This window comes from Burkholderia sp. MBR-1 (assembly GCF_013822785.1).
Taxonomy (GTDB): domain Bacteria; phylum Pseudomonadota; class Gammaproteobacteria; order Burkholderiales; family Burkholderiaceae; genus Burkholderia; species Burkholderia vietnamiensis.
Genome location: NZ_CP053609.1, coordinates 1,542,557 through 1,562,197, shown reverse-complemented (window position 1 = coordinate 1,562,197; position 19,641 = coordinate 1,542,557). Strand labels below are relative to the sequence as shown.

Genomic DNA, 19,641 nt, shown 5'->3' with positions numbered 1-19,641 from the left:
CCGCGGCGCGCCTCTAGGGCGTGCTGCCTGCTGCCTGCTGCCTGCGGCAATGGCCGGCGCCCCGCACGCGATGGCCCGAAATGACACCGCAATTGGCACCGGCGGCCCTCGCGCGCGCGGCTCGTGCGGCCTATCCTGCCGGGATCGGCATTGCGCCTCACTTTTTCCACATGGATTCCGGTCGATGAGCCAACCCGCACCACCCGTTTTTCGCGACGACGCGGACAAGGTCGCGTACGTGCGCCGCGAGGTCAATGCGGCGAGCGACGCGCTGCGCGCGCGCTTTCCGTTGCTCGACCAGCAGAGCCTCGTGGGTGCGACCGTGATGGCCGTATCGGTCGCTGCGATGCTCGCGATCGCGTGGCTGTACGCGCGCGGCGCGATCGCGTGGTACGTCGCGGTGCCGGCCGTCGCGTTCGTCACGTCGCTGATTCACGAGCTCGAACACGACCTGATCCATCTGATGTACTTCAAGAAGACGCCGTGGGCCCATCACCTGATGATGGCGCTCTGCTGGCTCGCCCGGCCGGGCACGATCAACCCGTGGACGCGCCGCCGCATGCACCTGCATCATCACAAGGTGTCGGGCGGCGAATCGGATCTCGAGGAATTCGGCATCACCAACGGCGAGCCGTGGGGTATCAAGCGGCTGCTGATGCTCGCGGACGGAATGCTCGCCGTCGTGCTGCGGCCGCAGACGATGCGCCGCAAGGTCGGCCAGTACGTGGCCGCGCAACCGGTGCGCGACGCGGCGGAGCGCGCGCAATTGCGCATCGAGCAGGTGTCGTCGTACATGCCGCTCGGACACCTGTATTACGCGCTGTGGCATGCGTTCATCGTCTACCACGCCGGGTCGCTCGTGCTGCATGCGTTCGGCTACGCGGCGAGCGTGCCGGTCGTCGTCGCGCGCGCGATGCACGTCGTCGATTTCGTCGCGGTCGTGTGGCTGGCGCCGAACTTCGTGCGCAGCTTCTGCATCAACTTCGTCAGCTCGAACATGCATTATTTCGGCGACATCGATCCGCGCAACGTGATCCAGCAGACCCAGGTGCTCAACCCGTGGTGGATGCTGCCGTTTCAGCTGTTCTGCTGCAATTTCGGCAGCACGCACGCGATCCATCACTTCGTGGTGCGCGATCCGTTCTATATCCGGCAGCTGACCGCGCGCACCGCGCACGCGGCGCTGCGTGACGTCGGCGTGCGCTTCAACGACGTCGCGACGTTCAAGCGTGCGAACCGATGGGGTGCGCGCCGCGGTCCGGCCGGCGGCGCGCCGCGCGTGCAGCAAGACGCGTGAGCACGGCATGCGCCGATCGCGTCATTCGGCGATGGGCGGCAGCGGGCCTTGTCCGCGGATCCATGCGTGGTTCGCGAGTTCGGCCATTTCCTTGTCGCCGCGGCTGTCGCCGTACGCGAACAGCGTGGCGGGCGGCCGGTTCCCCCACCAGCCGCGCAGACGCACGACCTTCTGCGGACCCCAGCAGTTCTCGCCCGCGAGCAGGCCCGTGAACCTGCCGCGCTCGAAGGCAAGGCGCGTGGCGAGCACCGTATCGATGCCGGCCGTCTTCGCCCACTTCTCGAGATACAGCGACGGCGATGCGCTCACCAGCACGACCTCGTGACCGCGCGCGTGATGCTCGCGCACGCGCTCGAGCATGTCGGCGCGCACGAGCTGCGGCAGATAGTCGTCGACGAAGCTGCACGCGAGCGCGTCGAGCGCGGCTTCATCGGCCGGTCCGAGCGCGAACCATGCGAACTTCGCCTTCGCGTCGCCGCGCGACAGCAGCCCCGCTTTCATCGCGACGATCCACGGCAGCGCGCGCAGGCCGGCCCACGCGAATCGCCGCGTGCCGACCGCGTAGCGAACGAAATGACGGAAGCTATCGGAGGTCGTGATGGTGCCGTCGAAATCGAATGCGGCGACGATGCGGTCGGTCATGGCAACGGGATAACGATGAAATGCCGGGGAAGATAGCAGACTCTAGGCAAGACACGTGAAACCGGATCGCGTGCGGTGGAGCATGCGGGCATGGTGGGGGCGCTGCTGGCGTCGATGGTGTTGCTGGCGTTGCTTGTGTCACCCGGCGTTGTGATCGGTGCTGTCGGTGCTGTCGGTGCGCTCACCGCCGCCGCTCAGCGCTGCGGCCGCGCCGCCAGCGCCGCCGGCAGCACGATGTTCATCAGATGATCCGCGCGCGACAACAGATCGGTCACGCGTTCGTCGAGCGCGCGCAGCTGCGCCGGTTGCATCCCGATCTGCCGAACCGCCTGCGCGACGATGTTGCGGCGATCGTGCAGCGTGCGTTCGACGCCCGCGTCATCCGGCGCGCGCACGACGTCCGCGACTGCGCTCAACGCGGCGAGCACGATCACGAGATGCTCCTCCGCGTGACGAACCTTCGCCGCGAGTTCTTCGGTGCGGCGCGGAAAGAAGCCGAGCGAATGCTTGAGCGCGCCGAGCGCCGCGCGGTAGTCGACCTCCGCGGACGCCGCGCCGAACCAGCGCTCGAACCTGCCCGCCTTGCGCGTCGCCTGCGCGAGCATGCCGGCCATCATGTCGGCCGCGCCGAGCGCGTTGAACTCGCGGGTCGTCGCCGCGACGGCCTCGACGAGGTTGCCGGCCGTCTCCAACGCAGCGTCGCCGATCGTCGCGACCGTCGCGAGCTTGAGCGGCACCAGTTGCCGGATGTGCCGCTCGATGCGCGGCGCGCAATCGGGATAAAGATTCGGGAAGCGCGCCTGCGCCGCGCGAAAGCACGCGTCGAGCTGCGGGTGATTCGATTCGCCGAACAGGGCGCGGCCGGGCGCATCGACGGGCGCCGCGCGCGGCGCACGCTCGGGCACCGGCCCGAACTCGAGCGCTTGCGGCACGGGCCGCGTGGGCGCGCGTTCGCCCGACGCGCCCGCGGCGGGCGGCGGGTCGAACAGCGGTCGCCCGACCGTGCGCACGGACGTCGTGTCGAATTCGAGCGGCTTCGGCCCGTCGGACGGCTTCTTCATCGCGTCTGTCCTGCCCCGCGGCGGTTCGCTTGGCGCGGCCGCCGGTCAGACGGCGCCGCCGTATGCGCGCACGAAGTCGCCGAGCCCGCGGTTGTAGCCCGCGCCGACCGCCTTGAACATGAACTGGCCATCGCGCCGATAGAAGCTGCCGACCTGCACCGACGTCTCCATCGAGAAGTCTTCCTCGAGCGCGTACTTCGCGATCACCGCGCCGGACACTTCGTCGGCGATCTGGATGTAGCTGTTACGCACCTGGCCGAAATTCTGGCGGCGCGCTTCAGCCTGATCGATCGTCACGATCACCGAGATCTCGTCGATGTCGGCCGCCAGCTTCGTCATGTCGATGAAGATCACTTCGTCGTCGCCGTCGCCGCTGCCGGTGCGGTTGTCGCCGCTGTGCACGACGCCCAGACACTTCGACGCGGGCATCCCGCGCTTCGGAAAGTCGTCACCGGGCTGGATGTACGTTTCGTTGCGATCCATCGTGCGCACCTCGCTGTTGTAGAACACGAAGTGCTGATCCGAGATCAGCTTCGGATTGCTCTGCGCGTCGTACTTGCAAAGAAACACCGACACGTCGAGATCGAAGTCCGTGCCCGTGTCCGTCCCGTTCGCGTCCCAACCGAGACCGATGCGGAATTTCTGCGTGCCGGGCGCTTCCTTCGACAGGTTGACGCGACCGCCTTTCGACAAATTGATCATCTGAACCTCTTCTGCTGGAACCGCCGTTGCGCCGGCGGCAATGCCGGGCCGCACCGCGCGGCCCTTCGTTTGATCGCTTGCGCGCCGCGCGCTCACTCGCCCACGACGGCGGCCCGGTCTTCCTTGCGTTGCACGACGATCGACGACCCCACCGCCGCTGCGATCGTCGCCGCGCCGATCAGCCCGGTGACGACCTCGGGCACGTCGAGCTTCACGCCGACGAACATGATCGTCGCGAGCGCGCCGATCGCCCAGAACGCGCCGTGCTCGAGATAGCGGTACTGCGCGAGCGTGCCCTTCTTGAGCAGCACGAGCGTCATCTCGCGGATGTAGGCCGCGCCGACGCCGAGGCCCAGCGCGATCAGGAAGATGTTGTTCGACAGCGCGAAGGCGCCGATCACGCCGTCGAAGCTGAACGACGAGTCGAGCACTTCGAGATACATGAAGCCCGCGACGCCTTCGCGCACCACGCGCGTGCCCGTATCCTCGCCGCCGACCAGGTCGCCCACGCCATGCGCGATCACGAAGCCGATCACGCCGAACGCGCCGGCGAGCAGGAAGCTGACCTGCTCGGCCGCGGGCACGTAGAATGACGCGACGATCACGATCGCGAGCGTCAGCGCCACTTCGAGCGCCGTGATGCGGCCGAGATGACGCATCGGGCCTTCGAGGAAGCCGATCCAGTGTTCGTCCTTCTCCTTGTCGAGCATGAACTTGAAGAACACCATCAGCAGGAACGCGCCGCCGAACGCCGACACCTCGTGATGCGCGGACGTCAGCACCGCCGCGTACTTCTCCGGCGCTTCGATCGCGAGCGTCAGTGCGTCGAGCAGGCCGATATGGCCGATCACCGCGACGATCAGCAGCGGGAACACGAGCCGCATGCCGAACACCGCGACCGGCAGGCCGAACACCATGAAGCGGTTGCGCCACTTCTCCGACCAGTTCTTGAGGACCGATGCATTGACGACCGCGTTGTCGAGCGACAGCGAGATTTCGAGCACCGACAGCACGGCGACGATCAGCATGTCCTTCACGCCGCCGAGCAGATAGGCGGCGACCAGTGCGAGCACCGTAAGGGCCAGCGGAATCTTGAAGTCTTTCAACATGATGGAGTAATCGGGTTGGGGAAAAATGGGCGAGCGGGTCGCGCTTACTTCGCGCGCACCCAGTCGCAGAATTCCTGCGTGATCAGTTGCTCGTAGATCTGCTCGTCGCTGACGTCGAGCGATTCGAGATGCAGGAAGCCGACGTTCGGCATGTCATCGGCGACTTCCGCGAGAAAGTCGAATTCGCTCGGATCGCCGACGCCGACGAGCGACCAGTACAGCGGGAAGTGCTGCGATTCGGCCAGCAGCTGACGTACGCGCTTGCGGTCGTTCTTCGGGTTCTGGCCGTCGGTGACGAACAGCACCCATGCGGGCAGGTGTCCGTTCGCGGGCGTCGACGCGGCCGGCGCCGCCTCCTCTGCGGCGCCGAACAGCCGGCTCAGGAAGCCGCGTTTCGCTGCGCGCTTCGGCTCCGGCGCCCTGAAGAAGAAGTCGACGATGTCGTTCATCACCGGCGCGTACTGCGTGCCGCCCCACTTGTCGATCCGCGCGTTCAGCACGTGGTCGGAGATGTACGCGCCGTAGTTGTCGGGCGTCGCGGTCGGCAGGCGGTCGTAGCCTTCGGTGAAGGTCCACGTGTCGACTTCGCCGTTGTCGTCGAACTTCAGCGCAATGCCGAGGATCCGGTCGTGCGTCTCCTGGATCACGCCCGATTCGTACAGCGGCTTCGCGGAGCCGGAGATATCGAGCGCGGCGCCGACGCGCACGACGGGCGGCTTCAGCAGCTGACGTTTTTCGAGGACGATCGCGACCTTCGCCGCGCGTTTCTCAAGCGTAATCATGCGGGGTTCTCTCAGTTGTGCTTCGGAGCGAATCGGGTGATCAGTTCCTGTTCGAGCTGGCGCAGGCGCGGTGCGTCCTGCTCGCGCTGACGCTTGCCGTCGGCGATGATCTGCGTGACGTCGTCGAATGCGCCGAACAGTTGTTGCTGCGCGTATTCGAACGTGTCGGTCGAGATCACCGGACGCTGGCCCAGCTTCGCGATGTCCTGCGCGTTCTGACGATTCAGGTCGGCCTGGGCGCGGATCGCCTCGTCGGCCGCGTCGTAGGTCGCGTTCGCCAGCGCCGCCGCGCGCTTCGTGCTCAACTGCTCGAGGTAGAGCGCGAACGCGTTGGTCCATGCCGGGATCAGCACGGTCTTGATCGTCATGAACTTCGACGTGAGCGTGCGTTTCTGGTCCTGCTCCATCCGGATCTGCGGCGCAAGCTGCTTCGACATCAGCATCGCGCGATCGAGGTCGTCGAGCTTGCTTTCGAGCGCGTCGATCTTGCGTTTCACGTCGAGCAGGCGTTGCGCGGCGAACGCGTCGTCCGCAGGATGGCCTGCCGCGGCGTGCGCGCGCAACGCCGCAAGCGCCGCTTCGCCGTGCGCTTTGGCCTGTGCGAGATCCTGATGCAGCGCGTAGTTGTCGTTGTACATCCGCTCGAGCTCGTCGATGCCGGCCTTCTGCCGCTGTGCGTGGTGTTCGAGCTCGACGACGAGCGTGTCCATGCGCTTGCTCACCGACTCGTACTGCGAAAGAAGTTTCTCCTTGGTCGAGCGGAACAGGCGCGTGACCTGCGTGAGGAGGCCGCCCTTGTCGGCGCCGCGCGGGTCGAGCCCCTTCGCCGTCGCGATCAGTTCGTTGAGCTTGTCACCGAACTGGTCGGCGTCGGACGCGCGCACGCTCGCCAGGATCTGCTGCGAGAAGGCGGCGATGCGCGCGCCCTGCGTGGCACCGAGTTGATCGATTTCGTCGACGGTGATCAGGCGCGCGGGTTCTGTCGGATACGCCGGCGGCACTCGAAGAACGTTGGCTGCATTGGTCGCGGCGGACACTGCGACGGGCGCCGAAGACGGCATGGAAGGACGATCGCTGACCGCATCGGATTTCTTGTCGTCGAATAGCGGCTTCATGTGGCTACCACGTTTCCTTTTCTGCTTTTTGCTACGCGTTGTGGTGTGCGCAGATGCGCGCATCTGCGATTGACGTACGTGCTCTCTCACGTACGGCAGACGGACAATAAATGCCGACGCGCATCGCGTCAAGCGACGTGATTTTTACAATTTCCATTCGTTTTGTAAGGTCTTGCGCGGGCCTGGTGGTGAAAAGGCTGCGGTTATTCCGCTATCGGGGAAGTTTTCGGGACTGCGGAAGGCGCACAACCTTACACGCGCGACGAATGCGAAAGAGAAATGAAATGTCGGGGTTCGAAGGGGTGGCGCGACGGATCGGTGGGCATTCGATGCTCGGAAGATGGAATGCTCGGCGGCTGGCTTGATTGACCGTGATCGGGCAATAAAGCGCGGCAAGCTGGCCGTGATGAACCGCGTAGTACGTCGAATTGCTCGTCACGATGAAGGCGGGCTTCATGCGCAGTAGAGCGAAGGGATTGCATTGGTCTGCGTGCGCAGTGTGCAGTGTGCAGTGGATGTCAGCCGGCGTCGGGGGGTGTCGACTTGGAGGTGTGCGCCGCGCGATTGCATGCGTGTTCGTCTGGATGCGATCGATGCGCATCGGTCGCCTGATCGAACAGAGCGCCAATGTCCGTGGCAGGCACGACGTCCCTGGCGGGCCGAAGACGCATGACCAGCCCCGGCAGCCCTGCCAGCGTGGGACGCTCTGCCGGGAAATCGAGGGGCTGGCGGGCCGCCACCAGAGTTTGCTATACTCTCGGTCTTCCGGAGAGATGGATGAGTGGTTTAAGTCGCACGCCTGGAAAGCGTGTATAGGTTAATCGCCTATCGGGGGTTCGAATCCCCCTCTCTCCGCCAGAACACCCTAAAAGCCCTTGAGTCTTCAAGGGCTTTTTTCATTGGTTCACGACACTCGTTTCGCCGAGCGAGCCTGAGTTTTTCGTGGATCAACCCGCCTTCGCGCTACCTTCTTCGTACGTCGCTACATCGCAGCTCGGCGTTCTCTACTTCCGCCCAAGCCTCCGTGGCAGGCGTCACCGGCGAACGGTCAATTTCGTTACGCACGGGTGATCGCCGGACAAACTGGTACTCCCCGACGGTTCGTGGGCATACGTGTTCGAGCGCTCGCCCCGTGCGCCGGCGCATGCAGGGAGAGTTTTTGATTGCAGTAAGCCCGGCACGAATGGCGAGCATCTCTCATTTGTAGAAACCGAGAACTGCTCAAGCTGGATGCAACCGTCAATCGTGGCTACGTCGCGATGCGCCAAGCCGATTCGAAAGAAATCTCATATCAGGACCCGATTCGGCTGGATCAAATCGAATGGCTCAGGACGGTCCGCAATTCCTGCGCAGACAGTGCGTGCTTACTCGACGCATATCGCAACCGAATCGCCTATATCAAAGGCAGGATATCAAGCACCCATCCGTCTTATCCGGATGAAAACTCCGGTCAGGAAAGTGACTGATGCTGGCGTACGTCCAGGTAGGGGGCGCGTGCGCACTCGTGCTCGACGTTGCCGACGGAAAGACGATGTGCCCCTTATCATCCGGTGACGGGATATGACGCCGCATCGAAAATCGGTAATTATTTACTCATCACATAACGAGACAGCCACAAAATAGTAAAAATTACATGCCCGATGGTTTCGAGAAGACTTTCAAAAATGGTTACCGGACATTTACCGTATTGAATTCCCTTTGATATGATCTTTCGCGCGATCAGCCGAGGCGCGGCTTTTAGGATTTCCGCACCAAAATGAAAGCAAATCCAAATAAATCGTTATTTGTTTGAAAGATTCATTTGGCACTGACACAATTCCGGCGCCGGGATGTCGGATAACGATCGCGTTCTCGAGAAACGGGGTAATGGCATGAGCGGGGAAGTATTGCTGAAGGTGTTGCGCGGCGGTTACGCGCAGTTCGATCGCATCGTCAAACTCGACACGCCGCTCGGCGAGGACTGGCTCACGCCGCTGTACGTCAAGGTCAACGCGCGACTCGGGCGCAATTTCGAAGTGACCGTCGACGCGTCGTCCGTCATGGGCGACAAGATCAAGCTCAGCGCGCTGATGCTGCAACCCGTCACGCTGTGGATTCGCCAGACCGACGGCGGCTATCTGCCGATCCATGGCTATGTGCAGCGGGCTCGCCGCCTCGGAAACGACGGGAGCGTCTCGTATTTCCAGCTTCAGTTTTCTTCGTGGCTGAGCTTTCTGAAGCTGAGCAGCGATCGGCGCGACTGGCAGGAAGCGAGCGGCTGGCAAATTCTCACCGACGTGTTCGACAAGCATTCGCAGGCTTCCGGTAACTATGGGCAGGAACTGCGCGCGGCGATGCGCTCGTATTCGCACCGCGTGCAGTGGGAAACCGACTGGAATTTCGTGCATCGCAGCCTGGAGGAAGTCGGCGTATTTGCGCGCTTCGATTTCGCGAAGGATGGCAAGTCGCACAAGGTCGTGATGATGGACGACCTGTATTTCGGGCCGTCACTGCCGAATTCGGAGATGAAGTTCAGCCACGCGGGTACCGACGAGGATTTCGATGGCCTCACGCAGCTGAGCGAGCAGCAAGATGCACAAAGCGCAACGCTTGCGCTCGGCACCGTCGACTACAAGCGCCCGGATCTCGACAAACAAATCAGCATGCCGGCGGCCGACCTGGAAGATCTGCCGGGCCAAGGCGAGGATTATCTATATACCGGCTCACAGACCTGGGCCGAATCCGATGCCGGACAACAACAGGCGCGTATTCGAACCGAGGAATGGGCGTCCAGAGCAAAGCGCTATTTTGCGATCGGTAGTCCCCGCTACGCGCTGCCCGGCTACTGGTTCAAAGTGTCGGGGCATCCCGTCCTCGACGCATTGCCTGACGAAGAGCGCGAACTGTCGATCATCGCGAGCGATTGGCTGATTCAAAACAACCTGCCAGGAATGGACGCCCTAACCCGCTTCCCGCGCAGCCTGCGCAGCGAGATCGAACAGGTGAAGGCGGCCGGGGCCGGCGCGACTGTGAGCCACCGCGATGGCGGTATCGGATTCTTCCACGTCGAGATCGAAGCGCAACGCCGCAAGACGCCGTTCCGCAGCCCGTTCGAGCATGACAAGCCGGAGATGCACTTGCAGACGGCGATCGTCGTAACCGACAGCGACGAAGAAATCGCCACGGACGATGGCAATCGCGTGCGGGTCCGGACGTCGAACAGCCGGAACGATCGCAATACAAAGTCGACGTCGTGGATTCGCGCGGCGATGCCGGACGCAGGCTCGAAGCGCGGCGGCTACTTCCCGTTGCGCAAAGGTGATCAGGTGCTCCTCGGATTCGTCAATGGCGACTGCGACCGGCCCGTCATCGTGTCGCGTTTGCATGGGGGCGCGACGATGCCGGTGTGGCACACGCACGGCCTGCTGTCCGGGTTTCGTTCGCGTGAGTATGGCGGCGACGGCTTCAACCAGCTCGTCATGGACGATGCGACGGGGCAGAACCGGGTTCAGCTCTACTCGTCTAGCTACAGTTCTCACCTGCATTTGGGTTACCTGATCGAACAATCCGATAACACGCGCGGCTCGTTCCTTGGCAACGGGTTCGACCTGAAGTCCGGCGCATACGGCGCTGTGCGCGCCGAACAGGGCCTCTATGTATCGACGCAGCCGGCCACCGCCCAGCCGCTGAACGTAACGGCCGCCACCGATCCGCTTGCCGGCGCGGAAGCCGTGCTCGAGACCGTGTCGAAGGCCAGTGAAACGAACCGCGCCGAAAGCCTCCAGGACGGTCAGGCCGCGCTGAAGTCGTTCACCGACGCAACGCAGCACACGGTCGCGGGTTCTGCCAGCGGCGGCCGTACTGCCGGCGGCGGCACGGGCAATGCGAACGGTTTTTCGAAACCGGTGATGCTGCTGTCGAGTCCTGAAGGTATCGCCGCGTCGACGCAGCAATCGGTGCATGTGACCGCGAACCAGCACGCGAACGTTGTTGCAGGCAAGAACGTTAACTTGGCCGCCGGTAAAGCGTTACTGGTCAGTGTGCTCGACAGAATCAGCCTGTTCGCGCAAAACCTCGGCGTCAAGATTTTCGCGGCAAAGGGACCGGTAGACATTCAGGCGCAAAGCGGCTCGGCCTCGCTGGTGGGGCTGCAGGACGTGAAGATCGAAAGCGCGGACGGACGGCTGATTCTGACGGCCGCGAAGGAGGTGTGGATCGGCGCGGGCGGCTCGTATATCAGCATCAAGGGCGGTTTGATCGAGAACGTGACGACCGGACAGATTCTGGAAAAATGCGGGAATTGGGACAAGTCGAGCGGCGCGAGCGGGACGATTCGCGATCCGTTGCAGGCAACACCGGTGTCGACTGACGGCGGGCGGGGTTCGCTCTTCTCCGGCTGACGCCTGGCCTGGCAACCCCGTAGCGACAAAAAAGAGAAAACGAGAGATTCCGAGAAACATGAGCAAAAAAAACCCTTCCCAGAAGCCAGCCGCGCCGGCCAACCCCGCAGCCGCGCCGAGCACACCCGCAACACCGCCTTACACGCCGCTGAACTGGGCCTTCCCATTCACTCCCGCCGGCAAGGAGGACGCATCCGATCCGATGACCTACATGAAGGCTCTTGCGGTCGCTGAGGATGGATCCTATCCACTAGGCGCGAACGGTATGTGGCACGGCGGCATCCACTTCGACCAAAACACGAGCGCGCAACTGAAGCAAGGCGACGGCATTCGCGCGATTGCCGACGGTGAAGTCGTCGCGTACAGACTCGACAGCAAATATCCGGAGCAGGATTACCAGGACGGCCGGCACGCGCTATATTCGACGGGCTTCGTACTGGTCCGCCATCGACTGCAATTGCCACCGCCTCTGCCGCCGAAACCGGCCCCCGCGAAAAATTCTGATGGGGAGCCCGTACCAGCGTCCAATTCGACGCCGGCACAGAACAAACCGGCGCCGGATGAGACGCTCACACTCTTCAGCCTGTACATGCATACGATGGACTGGAATAGCTACCAGTCGGTAGCGGAACAGGCAAAGGTCGCTCGAGTCGACCTATCCAAGCTGAACATAGCGCCGATGCCGTATTGGGAAGGCGACCGTTACTACCGGGTCGGCGAAAAAGCGCAGGACAAGCAAGATGGCCCATTGCCGAAGGCACCTATGCCGCCGCAGCGAAACAGTGCCGATAGTGATCCGCTGGGCGACCTCATCCGAAACAATTTCGAACCGCCGGCCGAACCGGATCAAGCAGGGAAAGACGCGACACCGCTCCCCTCCCCGATCATGGGGCTCCGCATCCGTGATCTGCCGAACGGCAAGATCATTGGCATCTTGCCGAAGGGTGCGGAATTGATTGTCTCGGATACGGACGAACAGGCAAAGGCAAAGCCCGGTTGGGCGAAGATCAAGACGATCAAAACCGGTACCGCGGTCGCAGCAATCGTCGGTCAGCCTGTATCACCGCACGCACCGTACGGATACGTCTTCCTGGGGGAGCTTGATCCTATAGTGGACCCGAAACCGCTGGACACGGTCGTGGTGCTCAAACAACCATACGCAGTCAAGGCAGGCGACGTGATCGGCCACCTCGGTCATTATCTGCGCTACCCGGATGCGAAGCTGTTGCCAGCGAAACCGACTCGGCCACTGCTGCACTTGGAGGTGTTCGCCGGCCCCGAGCTCGAAGCGTTTATCCAAAGGAGTCGAGAGCGAGCCAAGCAGTTACCTGCGTCCAAAGCGTTTCTGGAAATCTCGCGGGGCGCGCGGCTGGTCAGCGATCTGCCGGAACCGGACCAGAAGCTGCAACCCGGCGTCAAACTTGCACCTCTCGCCGGCGACTCGAAGGGCAAGTGGGTCAAGGTACAACCGAAAACGGCCGCCCCCGTACATGGCAGCCGCCACGCGAAACCGGCATTCAACGACGCCGGTACGCCTGTCTGGGTCGACGGCAGCCTCGCCGACACGACCACTACCGCAATCGTACCCGGTTGGAAGGATTTCCCGTTGAGCTTCTCGAACGCAAAGGGGCCGGGCGCGGATTTCCGTGACGTGTTCCGAACTGCCGACCTGGAGAAGAACGGCGCGGGGAGCATCGCGAAAGACGACAAGGGGCGCCGCTGGTATTACGTGACGATCGGCGCCAAGGACGGCAAAACACGCGATGGATGGGTATGCGAGCGAGACCATCCGCTCGTGCGAATGTGCGGGCCGTGGGACTGGCCGGGCTTCGAACTGATCGATAACAGTAGCATCATGCCGATCGACATGCTCAAGCGCTACATCCACGTCGCAGAACTGTTTCTGGCCGACGAAGATAAAACCGAATTCGAGACGAGCGCGGCCACGGTCAACGGAAGTCCGCTTATAACGACGCTCGAGAAGGCCATTGACGCGAACCACGATGGGAAAGTGACGGCTCAGGAGCTGAAGCACGCGCAGGAAACGCGGTGGATGGCAGAAGCCCTCTCCCACCTCGTCGTGCGCTGCGAAAGTGAATGGGGCGGCGGCCTGGGTAAGTGGGAAGCGCTGTCGCCGCTGATGAAGAAGCTGCTGTGGCTGTGGAAGACCGAAATCGAACGAATCGGTAAGTTGCAGTGGTGGGAGCAGGTCACCAGCGTGAAGGGTTTTCCGAAGGACCCTAACCCGTGGCATCTCCATCCGATCGGGTTGATTGGAAACTTCGCCCAAAAAAGCGAAGAGGGTTGTGGCGATTGCGCCGCTCGCTTCAAGAAGATATCTAAAATTATTCTGAATCACGAGGGTGGAATTGTGAACAACAAAAACGATAAAGGTGGGTTCACAAATAGAGGGATAGCTTGGCCGACGTGGCAGAAATATGCCAAGGAAGACCTTGGGGTTGAGCCAACCGTCGAAAATCTAAAAGCGCTTACCGAGAGTCAAGCGGAGGTAATTTATTTGAAGAGATTCTGGGAACCTAAAGGATTTTGCCAATTCCGTGACGACCGCGTTGCTCTTATGACGTACGACTGGACGATTACATCTGGCGGCGCCGTGAAGCAAATTCAGAAAATGCTGAATTCGAAATACGGAGCCGGGGTGGGTGAAGATGGCGGTCTTGGCCCCAATACAATCAAAGCGATAAACGCGGTTCAAGATCAGGACCAGTTGCTCCAGGATATCGCAGAAATTCGCCGAAAATATTACAAGATGCTGGTCGACAATGATTCTAGCCAAGTCGTTTTTTTGAAGGGCTGGCTTGGCCGTGTTGACGATTGCCTTCAGGTAAAACTATGAATAGATTGATGCGCATTTTTATTGGCCTGTGTCTTCTTATTGGATTCGAGGCGGCGATTGCGCAAGTGCCTCAAACTGAGGTGAGCCCACTTCTTGGGGAATGGCGGTATGTGTCTGCTCAACACGAAGGCAAGAAGCCTTATTCCACTTTTGTCATTAAATTACACAAATCCTCAGGCAATCAAGTCGCAGGGAGCTATTGCTTTATCACCGATGAAGGGCGAAGAATTGATTGCGACCCAGAAGGAACGAACAATCTGGATGGCACGATGTCGCCCGACGGCTTGCACGCCACGATCAACTTCTTCTCGTTCTTTGGGGCAAAAAATGGAGTCTCGGATATTTCACTAAATAACGGAGAGCTACACTGGAAGGTGACAAAAAGTCCAGATGGTGATTTTTTTTACGGCCCATTCGACGTTTACCTGACCAAGGACAGCAAAGCATCCAAGAATAGGCAGGTGACAGCGAATCGAGCGTACCTATACGCAGAACCATTCAGTAAAAATAAATCAAAATCCTACATAATAAAAGGGGATGTGGTTGAATTGTTGAATATTTCTGACGACCTCAAGTTCTGGAGGGTTAGATATACTGCAAAAGACGGAAGGATTATAGAGCGCTGGATTGAGTGCGGCACAGTTAACGCATGCCCATAGCCCGGAACGAAGATGATCAATTTGATTCGGGTAGGTGACGACACCGACCACGGCGGCAAGGTCGAAACAGGGTCAACTTCGATGCGCTTCGACGGCCGCTATGTCGCCCGCAAGGGCGACCGCGTATCGTGCCCGCAGCATCCGGATGTCTCACCGAACCTCATCGAAGAAGGCGATCCGTCGATGACGGACGACGGCATCCCGATCGCACGGCATGGCCATCGCGCCACGTGCGGCTGTCATCTGATCTCGAGTCTTGCATAATCCAGAGTTCGAACAGCCTATACGTCGTCCACGACAATCCGCGCTCTCGGAGGAGCCGCTCCGCGGGCGCTGGAAGCCGTCAGCCGCGCCGTTGCGGCGACACCCGCTCATATTGCTCGAACGCGTCTTCCATCGATCACTAGCACTGAGCTGACCGCATGACGCCGCCCCTCCCTCCCCCTCAAGGATGCCGAATGTAATCCACCAACGCCCGCGTATACTCATCCGGCTCCCGATCGACCAAACTGACCGCGATCGCCACCGCAAACCCGGCCGGCACGCCGAACACGCCCGAACTGATCGGCTCGATACCGAACCAGGTCGGCCCCGCAAACCCGGTAAGCTGCGTGAAAAGCGGATACGTCGACACGATGTAATACACGCACACCGCGAGCCCGGTCACCATCCCGGCGATTGCACCGCGCGTGGTGGTCCGCTTCCAGAACACACCGAGCACGAGTACCGGAAAGAAACTGGACGCCGCGAGCGAAAACGCCGCGCCCACCAGAAACAGAATCTTCCCCGTATTGAGCGACGCGACATACGACGCGAACAGCGCCACGCCGAGCAGCAGCACCTTCGAAATCGTCACACGCCGCTGGCTCGTGGCGTGCGGCGCGACCATGCAGTAATAGACGTCATGCGACAACGCGTTCGCGATCGTCAGCAGCAACCCGTCCGCGGTCGACAGCGCCGCCGCCAGCGCGCCCGCCGCAATCAGCCCCGACACGACGTACGGCAGGCCCGCGATCTCCGGCGCAGCGAGCACGACCATGTCCGGCTGCATCTGGATCTCCGACCAGTGGACGATACCGTCGCGTATCACCTCGACCACGCTGATCAGGTCCGGTTCGAAGTGATGCCACTGCGTGACCCACGCCGGTAGCTCCGCGATCGGCCGCCCGACGAGGTTCGTCAGAATCTCGTACTTGATCATCACCGCGAGCACGGGCACGCTCAGGTAGAACAATGCGATGAAGAACAATGTCCAGCCGACGGAGCGCCGCGCGGATGCCACCGACGTCGTCGTGTTGTAGCGCGTGAGGATGTGCGGGAGGCTCGCGGTCCCGAGCGACAGGCACAACAGCAGCGCAAGAAAATTCCGCTCGCGCGGCTTGCGCGCATCTTCGCTCGCCGCGGGAAACGGCGCGTGCATCGGCACCGGCGGCTCGGCCCGCGCGAGCAGGTCGTCGCGCGCCTGGCCCCACGCCACGCGCGCCGCCGTCGGGTCGCGCGGAAAGTCGGCAAGCTCCCGTTCCCGCTGGTTGATCTCGCGCAGCGGCCCATTGTGACGCCGCAGGTCCGCCAGCTGCTCGACGAGTCGCCGGCGCGCGTCCGCATACGACGCCGGCAGGCGATCCAGTTGCGCCTGCACGAGCGCGGCTTGCCGCCGATACTCAGCGCGCACCTGCTGCTCGTCGGCGGCGTCGCGCACCTGCGCCTCGCGCGCCGCGATGCGCTCCATCAGCTTGCCGTAATTGAACTGCGGCACGGGCCCGAGCCCGTTCTTCATCGCGATCAGCGACACCGGAACCAGAATCGCACTGATGAGAATGACGTACTGCGCGACCTGCGTCCACGTGACCGCACGCATGCCGCCGAGAAACGAGCACACGAGAATGCCGGCGAGTCCGCAGAAGATCCCGATCGCGAAATCGACGCCGATGAAGCGCGTCGCGATCAGCCCGATCCCCTGGATCTGCGCGACCAGATAGACGAACGAGCACAGGATCGCCGCACCCGCCGCGAGCGCCCGCACCGCGGTGCTCGAAAAGCGCGTGCCGAGAAAGTCCGGGATCGTGTACCGCGCGAGCTTGCGCACGTACGGCGCGAGCAGGAACGCGACCAGACAGAAACCGCCCGTCCACCCCATCACGTAGGCGAGCGCGTCGTAACCGGTTGCATAGAGCGAGCCGGCCAGCCCGATGAACGACGCCGCCGACAGCCAGTCGGCCGCCGTCGCCATCCCGTTGAACGCGGACGGCACGCGCCGCCCGGCCACGTAGTATTCGACGAGATCGGACGTGCGCGACAGCAACCCGATCACCGCATACACGGCGATCGGCACGAACAGGAATACGTAGCCGATCCACACGCCGGAGCCGGTCGCGCGCTCGATGCGCCACAGCAGCAGCACGAAGCCGAGAAAACCCAGCGTGTAGAGCGCGTAGGCGCGAATCAGTCGATGCGTGAGCATGGATCAGCGCCCGGTTCCGGTTCCGACGTCGTCGGCATGCGCGGCATGCTGGTCGTACGCGCGCCGCAGCAAGCGATCGGCGCGCTGCATCAGGCCGATGTACACGACGATCAGCACGAGGTACACGAGGATCGCCCCCTGCGCGCCGAAGTAGAACGGCAGGCTGAAACCGGCGAAGCGAATGCCCGCGAGCGCGGGTGCGAAGAACGGCACGACGAACGACACGGTGAAGCCGATCGTCATCAGCACCGCGATCAGCGCGACGTTGAAGCGCCAATAGCGCGCATGGGCGCGCGCGAGCGGCTCTGGGACGGGCGGCGGCGCAGCGCGCGCCGGACGGGACGAAACGGTCATGCCGTTATTTAGCAAAAAGCCCCTGCGCGGAGCAATCGGGATTGCCGCGCAGGGGCTCGTGCGCGCAACGCGCGCGACAGGAACGTTTACCGCACCTCGGTGAGCTGCTCCAGAATCGCCGGATTCTCGAGCGTGGAGGTGTCCTGCGTGATCGCCTCGCCCTTCGCGAGCGAGCGCAGCAGGCGCCGCATGATCTTGCCCGAGCGCGTCTTCGGCAGGTTGTCGCCGAAACGGATGTCCTTCGGCTTCGCGATCGGCCCGATCTGCTTGCCGACCCAGTCGCGCAGCGCCTTGGCCAGCGCCGCGGCCTCGTCGCCTTCAGGGCGCGAGCGCTTGAGCACCACGAACGCGACCACCGCCTCGCCCGTCGTGTCGTCCGGCCGGCCGACCACGGCCGCTTCCGCCACCAGCTCGTGCGACACCAGCGCCGACTCGATCTCCATCGTGCCGAGCCGGTGGCCCGACACGTTCAGCACGTCGTCGATGCGCCCCATGATCGTGAAGTAACCGGTGTCCTTGTCGCGCACCGTGCCGTCGCCCGCCAGATACAGCCCGCCGCCGAGCTCGTCCGGGTAGTAGCTCTTCCTGAAGCGCTCCGGGTCGCCCCAGATCGTGCGGATCATCGACGGCCACGGACGCTTGACCACCAGGATCCCGCCTTGCCCGTTGGGCACGTCCTGGCCCGTCTCGTCGACCACCGCGGCCATGATCCCCGGCAGCGGCAGCGTACACGAACCGGGCACCGTCGGCGTCGCGCCCGGCAGCGGCGTGATCATGTGGCCGCCGGTTTCGGTCTGCCACCAGGTGTCGACGATCGGGCAGCGCTCGCCGCCCACGTGCTTGTGATACCACATCCATGCGTCCGGATTGATCGGCTCGCCGACCGTGCCGATGATGCGCAGGCTCGACAGGTCGTAGCTCTTCGGGTGGACCTTGTCGTCGGCGTCGGCGGCCTTGATCAGCGAACGGATCGCGGTCGGCGCGGTGTAGAACACGCTGACCTGGTGGTCGGCGATCATCTTCCAGAAGCGCCCGGCGTCCGGGTAGGTCGGCACGCCCTCGAACACGACCTGCGTGCCGCCGCATGCGAGCGGCCCGTAGGTGATGTACGTGTGGCCGGTGACCCAGCCGATGTCGGCCGTACACCAGAACACGTCGTCGGGCTTCCAGTCGAAGGTCCACTTCATCGTCTGCGCGGCCCACAGCAGGTAGCCGCCGGTGCTGTGCTGCACACCCTTCGGCTTGCCGGTCGAGCCGGAGGTGTAGAGGATGAACAGCGGATGCTCGGCGCCGACCCATTCTGGCGGGCAGTGGTCGGACTCGGCGTCGGCGAGCTCGTGCATCCACAGATCGCGCCCGGCATGCCAGTCGATCTTGCCGCCGGTGCGGCGATAGACGATCACGCTCTTGACCGCGTCGCAGCCGCCCATCGCGATCGCTTCGTCGGCGATGCTCTTGAGCGGGAGCGTCTTGCCGCCGCGCGCCTGCTCGTCGGCGGTGATCAGCGCGACCGCGCCGACGTCGACGAGCCGCTCGTTCAGCGATTTGGCGGAGAAGCCGCCGAACACGACCGAGTGCGTGGCGCCGATGCGCGCGCAGGCCTGCATCGCGACGATGCCTTCGATCGACATCGGGATGTAGATGACGACGCGATCGCCCTTGCCGATGCCGCGTTTTTTCAGCGCATTGGCGAAGCGCGACACGCGCGCGAGCAGCTCGGCGTAGGTGACGCGCGTGACGGTGCCGTCGTCGGCCTCGAAGATCACCGCGACGCGCTGGCCGTTGCCGGCTTCGACGTGACGGTCGAGGCAGTTGTACGACGCGTTGAGCTCGCCGTCGTCGAACCACGTGCAGAACGGCGCGTTGCTCTCGTCGAGCACCTTGGTGAACGGCTTGTGCCAGCTCAGGTTCTCGCGCGCGAGACGCGCCCAGAAGCCCTCGTAGTCCTGCTCGGCCTCGGCGACGAGCGCGCGGTAGGCCGGCATGCCGGAAATGGTCGCCGTCTTCTCGAGCGCCGCGGGCGGCGCAAACTGACGGGTTTCGTGAAGAACCGATTCAATCGCAGACATCGACTACCCCTTGGTGAACATGAATCCTCTGCATGGCGGCGCGATCGTGCGCGCCGCGTCTTGGCCGGCGCTTGCGCGCCGCTGTCTCCCACTCACCCGCGCGCGGCCCGGAGGAGGCTGCGCACGATGCTGCGCCGCACCACGTCAAACGGCG

General features: G+C 63.1%; 14 protein-coding genes and 1 tRNA gene. 6 read left to right on the top strand and 9 right to left on the bottom strand.

The window, feature by feature from the left end:
- The first annotated feature begins 184 nt into the window (after positions 1–184).
- Entirely contained in the window at positions 185–1,297 is a 1,113-nt protein-coding gene (locus MBR110_RS07190) for a fatty acid desaturase (protein WP_181709238.1), read from the top strand.
- A gap of 21 nt (positions 1,298–1,318) precedes the next feature.
- Here MBR110_RS07190 and MBR110_RS07185 read toward each other — a convergent pair whose 3' ends face one another.
- The 6 genes from MBR110_RS07185 to MBR110_RS07160 form a co-directional block, all read right to left on the bottom strand.
- Complete coding sequence (locus tag MBR110_RS07185; RefSeq protein ID WP_059475957.1) at positions 1,319–1,939, bottom strand: HAD family hydrolase; 621 nt, start codon at positions 1,937–1,939, stop codon at positions 1,319–1,321.
- A gap of 194 nt (positions 1,940–2,133) precedes the next feature.
- The gene (locus MBR110_RS07180) at positions 2,134–3,000 is read right to left on the bottom strand and encodes a hypothetical protein (RefSeq protein WP_059568299.1); all 867 of its coding nucleotides are present in this window, start codon (positions 2,998–3,000) and stop codon (positions 2,134–2,136) included.
- 45 nt (positions 3,001–3,045) lie between these two features.
- A complete protein-coding gene (locus tag MBR110_RS07175) occupies positions 3,046–3,702 on the bottom strand; it encodes a TerD family protein (protein WP_181709237.1) in 657 nt (218 codons plus the stop codon).
- Positions 3,703–3,794: 92 nt separating this feature from the next.
- Positions 3,795–4,811: a DUF475 domain-containing protein gene (locus MBR110_RS07170; RefSeq protein WP_045578939.1), complete on the bottom strand. Its 1,017-nt coding sequence runs from the start codon at positions 4,809–4,811 to the stop codon at positions 3,795–3,797.
- A gap of 44 nt (positions 4,812–4,855) precedes the next feature.
- Complete coding sequence (locus MBR110_RS07165) at positions 4,856–5,593, bottom strand: VWA domain-containing protein (RefSeq protein WP_011885465.1); 738 nt, start codon at positions 5,591–5,593, stop codon at positions 4,856–4,858.
- Between the two features lie 11 nt (positions 5,594–5,604).
- A complete protein-coding gene (locus tag MBR110_RS07160; protein WP_181709236.1) occupies positions 5,605–6,708 on the bottom strand; it encodes a toxic anion resistance protein in 1,104 nt (367 codons plus the stop codon).
- 767 nt (positions 6,709–7,475) lie between these two features.
- Between MBR110_RS07160 and MBR110_RS07155 the strand changes: the two genes are divergently transcribed.
- From MBR110_RS07155 to MBR110_RS07135, 5 genes are all read left to right on the top strand, one after another.
- A tRNA-Ser gene (locus tag MBR110_RS07155) sits at positions 7,476–7,566 on the top strand.
- Between the two features lie 1,013 nt (positions 7,567–8,579).
- On the top strand, positions 8,580–11,087 hold the full coding sequence (locus tag MBR110_RS07150; protein WP_059735819.1) for a type VI secretion system Vgr family protein: 2,508 nt from the start codon (positions 8,580–8,582) through the stop codon (positions 11,085–11,087).
- A 58-nt stretch (positions 11,088–11,145) separates the two neighbouring features.
- Positions 11,146–13,944, top strand: coding sequence for a glycoside hydrolase family 108 protein (locus MBR110_RS07145; RefSeq protein WP_059735821.1), 2,799 nt, complete (start codon positions 11,146–11,148; stop codon positions 13,942–13,944).
- Entirely contained in the window at positions 13,941–14,603 is a 663-nt protein-coding gene (locus tag MBR110_RS07140; protein WP_081059005.1) for a hypothetical protein, read from the top strand. The genes MBR110_RS07145 and MBR110_RS07140 overlap by 4 nt, the downstream gene beginning before the upstream one ends.
- Before the next feature lie 12 nt (positions 14,604–14,615).
- Complete coding sequence (locus MBR110_RS07135) at positions 14,616–14,867, top strand: PAAR domain-containing protein (protein ID WP_059719197.1); 252 nt, start codon at positions 14,616–14,618, stop codon at positions 14,865–14,867.
- Positions 14,868–15,048: 181 nt separating this feature from the next.
- Here the strand turns inward: MBR110_RS07135 and MBR110_RS07130 are convergent, their stop codons facing one another.
- From MBR110_RS07130 to acs, 3 genes are all read right to left on the bottom strand, one after another.
- Complete coding sequence (locus MBR110_RS07130) at positions 15,049–17,064, bottom strand: sodium:solute symporter family protein (RefSeq protein WP_011885478.1); 2,016 nt, start codon at positions 17,062–17,064, stop codon at positions 15,049–15,051.
- A 3-nt stretch (positions 17,065–17,067) separates the two neighbouring features.
- A complete protein-coding gene (locus tag MBR110_RS07125) occupies positions 17,068–17,418 on the bottom strand; it encodes a DUF4212 domain-containing protein (protein WP_011885479.1) in 351 nt (116 codons plus the stop codon).
- A gap of 86 nt (positions 17,419–17,504) precedes the next feature.
- A complete protein-coding gene (gene acs / locus MBR110_RS07120) occupies positions 17,505–19,487 on the bottom strand; it encodes an acetate--CoA ligase (RefSeq protein ID WP_181709235.1) in 1,983 nt (660 codons plus the stop codon).
- Positions 19,488–19,641: the final 154 nt, after the last annotated feature.